Source organism: Microvirga sp. P4_G7, from assembly GCF_056401005.1.
Window position 1 is genome coordinate 1 of the sequence record NZ_JBFUKD010000351.1, and the last position, 3792, is coordinate 3792.

The 3792-nt window shown below is 60.5% G+C and carries 4 protein-coding genes; 2 read left to right on the plus strand and 2 right to left on the minus strand.

Going from position 1 to position 3792, the window contains the following annotated elements; genetic code table 11:
• Both AC1DT3_RS14350 and AC1DT3_RS14355 read right to left on the minus strand, forming a co-directional pair.
• On the minus strand, nt 1-1385 hold a 1385-nt coding region (locus tag AC1DT3_RS14350; RefSeq protein ID WP_477465924.1), incomplete at its 3' end, for a calcium-binding protein.
• 237 nt (nt 1386-1622) lie between these two features.
• Nucleotides 1623-2516, minus strand: a complete 894-nt coding sequence (locus AC1DT3_RS14355; protein WP_477465925.1) for a LysR family transcriptional regulator — start codon at nt 2514-2516, stop codon at nt 1623-1625.
• A 126-nt stretch (nt 2517-2642) separates the two neighbouring features.
• Between AC1DT3_RS14355 and AC1DT3_RS14360 the strand changes: the two genes are divergently transcribed.
• Nucleotides 2643-3059 carry a (R)-mandelonitrile lyase gene (locus tag AC1DT3_RS14360; RefSeq protein WP_477465926.1) on the plus strand — a complete coding sequence of 139 codons (417 nt, stop codon included), beginning with the start codon at nt 2643-2645 and terminating at the stop codon, nt 3057-3059.
• 47 nt (nt 3060-3106) lie between these two features.
• Nucleotides 3107-3792: aldo/keto reductase (locus AC1DT3_RS14365; protein WP_477465927.1), on the plus strand; the 686-nt coding region annotated here is incomplete at its 3' end.

Genomic DNA, 3792 nt, shown 5'->3' on the forward strand with positions numbered 1-3792 from the left:
TGCGCCTGGGACAGCGCCAGACCAGCCGGCGCAGCGTTCCACAACGCCACGCTCGCGTCGGCAAATTGCAGCACGCGGACGTCGCGCACGAGATCGGTGCCATCGGGTCCGGTCACCGTGAAGGTGCCGTCGCCGTTGTCGACGACTTGAGATTCCGCGGCCGTGCCGGAAAACTTCGCGACGTTCGTCCCCGTGCCGCCGTCGAGCGTATCGTTGCCGAGGCCACCGTCGAGCGTGTCGTTGCCGCCGTTGCCGGTCAGCGCGTTGGCGTTGRCATCGCCGGTGAACGCATCGTTGCCGGAACCGCCTTCGAGGTTCTCGATGTTGAGAAGGGTGTCGAGGCCATAGTTGGTCTCTTGTACCTGACCTTGCTTATTCAGGTCGACCGTCGCCCCAATCGGGCCCGAGAACAACGCGGTGTCAGTATCGACCCCGCCATCGAGCGTGTCATTGCCGAACCAACCGTCCAATGTATCGTTTCCGGCACTGGAAGTGAGAGCGTTGTCTCCAGTGCTTCCAGTCAAATGATCTGCGCCGCCGTAACTTATGATGTTCTCGATGTTGCGAAGAGTGTCGGTGCCGCTGCCGGCGTTTTGCCCTGTCTCGAGTCGCAGGTCGATTCTCGATGCCTCAGCCGTGTCCTTCAAGGCAATGAATGTATCGGTGCCTACGCCACCATCAATTGTGTCATCGCCCAGACCAGCAATGAAGGTCTCATCGCCTGCACCGCCTAGCGCCCTGTCATTGCCCTCGCCCAAGTCGAGCACGCCAACGATGGTGCCGAGACGGCCGTCGTAGCTGTCGTTCCCGAGGCCAAACCGGATGCCGCCATAGATATGACCTTCGTTTACAAGATGGTCGGCCGTCGCAGAGCCTCTTATTGCTTGGTGTGCAAACGGATCATTTGAGCCCCTCAAGCTGCTAACGAGCCCTTCGTTGACGATCAGATTGGGACGATCGCCCACCTGCGAAGTCAGGAAGACGGCTTCCGAAGTCCTGCTGCTGATGCTCCCGGTGCTATAGATTTTTGCACCACCGGCGGTCGTGTAAACTCCGACACTATCTCCGAAAATTTCACCGTCATTGAAAACGGTATTGTTCACTCCTCCGGCGTCAAAGTAGACGCCGAAGCTCGCGCTGCTAACAACCGATCCCGATGATCCGACCCTGACAACGTTCGAATCGCCTGCGAGTTGAATGGCCGGAGCCCAAGCATCGATAGTTCCGAAAACGGCCACTGACAGTTCGCCGCCAACGCCTCCAATACCACTGCCCCCGAACGACCTGATGACGCCGGTCGCGCCCACAATCACTGGCTCTTCTCGCGTCACGCCGATTGGAATGTTCTGATTCAGCTCAATGGTTGTCGTAATTACTTGCGCCATGGCGGCCTCCGCTTAAAGAGCCCCCATGCCACGCATGACGCTGCCTCGCCCCCGTTTGAATGGAGGGGCAAAAATGTCTTTGCCACTGGTTGACGTATTGAGCTTTTCCAGTGTGCGTTCTCACACCCCTTTTTTGTCCACGCTTCAAATCGAAGTGCGTGGCTTCACTGCAGAAGCGCAGAATGCTCTCCACTCGCAATTCGGCTTCAAGTGCGAAACGCGGCTGCCGCAATCCGTTCACAATCTGTAGCGCAGCGCATCGGCCAGCACGCTGAAGGCGGGCGTAGGTTGCCGGCGGCTCGGGTAGTAGAGGTGGTAGCCCGAAAACGGCGGGCACCAATCGGCGAGCACCCGCATGAGCCGCCCATCGGTCAGATACGGCTGCACTTGATCCTCAGGCAGGTATGCCATGCCGATCCCCGCCAGTGCGGCGTCGAGGATGAGGGCAAGATCGTTGAAGACGAGCGGACCTTCGACTCTCACCTTGAGTTCTCGGGCATCCTTCTCGAATTCCCATGCGTAGATTCCCCCGGACGTCGGTAGGCGCAGATTGATGCATCGATGACCGACGAGATCCTGCGGTCTTTTCGGGCGCGGTCGCGTTGCGAAATAGGAAGGCGTAGCGACAACCGCCATGCGCATGTCCGGCCCGATGCGCACGGCGATCATATCCTTTGCCACCTGCTCACCGAGCCGCACGCCAGCGTCATACCGCTCGGCAACGATATCAGTCAGGCCCGAGTCGACGACGATCTCGACCTTGATGTCCGGGTAATCCGGTAGCAACTTCTGAAGGGTCGGCCAGAGGATGGAATTGGCCGCGTGCTGTCCCGTCGTGATGCGGATCGTGCCGGCGGGTTTCTCGCGAAACTCGCTGAGCGCCGACAACTCGGCGTCGATTTCACCAAAGGCCGGGCCAAGAGTGCGGAGCAGGCGCTCGCCGGCCTCGGTCGGTGAGACGCTCCGGGTGGTGCGGGTCAACAGTCGAATCCCGAGCCGCGCCTCGAGCCGGCGGATCGTGTAGCTCAGTGCCGATTGCGAGGTGCCGAGCTTGGCCGCAGCGCGGGTGAAGCTCCTTTCCTCCGCCACCGAGAGAAATGCCATCAGGTCCGCCAGCTCTTCGCGCTGCATTTATGAATCCTCAGTATAAGACCATGCGCTTTTTGGCATCTAATCGCACGGTGCCCCCCGCGCTAGATCACCCCTCGAGATCCGACCCCCAAAAGTTCAAGGGCCGGATCAGCGAAGGAGCAGGCGATGGAGATCAAACGAAGCGGTTCACAGCCCTCCGGTAAGGGACCGGCCGAATGGTTCACGGGCGCTGTGCGGATCGACTCACCCTTCCAGCGATCCGATCCGGCGCGCATCGGCGGAGCGATCGTCACCTTCGAACCCGGCGCTCGTACAGCCTGGCACACCCATCCCCTTGGGCAGACCCTGATCGTCACGGCGGGCGCTGGCTGGGTGCAGCGCGAAGGCGGGCCGATCGAGGAGATCCGGCCCGGGGATGTGATCTGGTTTCCACCGGGTGAGAGGCATTGGCACGGCGCCACGGCTACCACCGCCATGACTCACATCGCTATCGCCGAGGCGCTCGAGGGCAAGGTCGTCGATTGGTTGGACCACGTCGACGACGAACAATACATGGCGACCGGAGAACGATCCCGCGTGTGAGCGATCGCTCACACTGGCCTGCGACATGGCCTCGATGGAGAAGAAGAATGCAGAAGCGCAAACTCGGGAACAGCAATCTGGAAGTCTCAGCCATCGGCCTTGGCTGTATGGGCCTGAGCTTCGGCTACGGCCCGGCGACGGACCTTCACGATGCAATTCAATTGATCAGGTCGGCATTCGAGCGTGGCGTCACCTTCTTCGACACGGCCGAAGCCTATGGGCCTTACAAGAACGAGGAACTCCTGGGCGAAGCTCTTGCACCCATCCGCGACCAAGTGGTGATCGCGACGAAATTCGGCTTCGAATTCGATTCCAGCGGCGGACAGAGCGGCATGAACAGTCGCCCGGACCATATCAGGGACGTCGCCGAGGCGGCGCTGAAGCGGCTCAAGACCGATCGACTCGATCTGTTCTATCAGCACCGCGTGGATCCGAACGTGCCGATCGAGGACGTCGCGGGAACGGTGAAGTCGTTGATTCAGCAAGGCAAGGTCAAGCACTTCGGCCTGTCCGAGGCAGGCGTGCAGACGATCAGGCGCGCACACGCTGTCCAACCTGTCACGGCGCTTCAAAGCGAATATTCCCTGTGGTGGCGTGAGCCAGAAAAGGAGGTGTTGCCGACACTGGAGGAACTCGGAATTGGCTTCGTTCCCTTCAGCCCACTCGGCAAGGGCTTTCTCACGGGCGCAATCAGCGAGAATACGACGTTCGACGGCAAGGATTTCCGCAACAT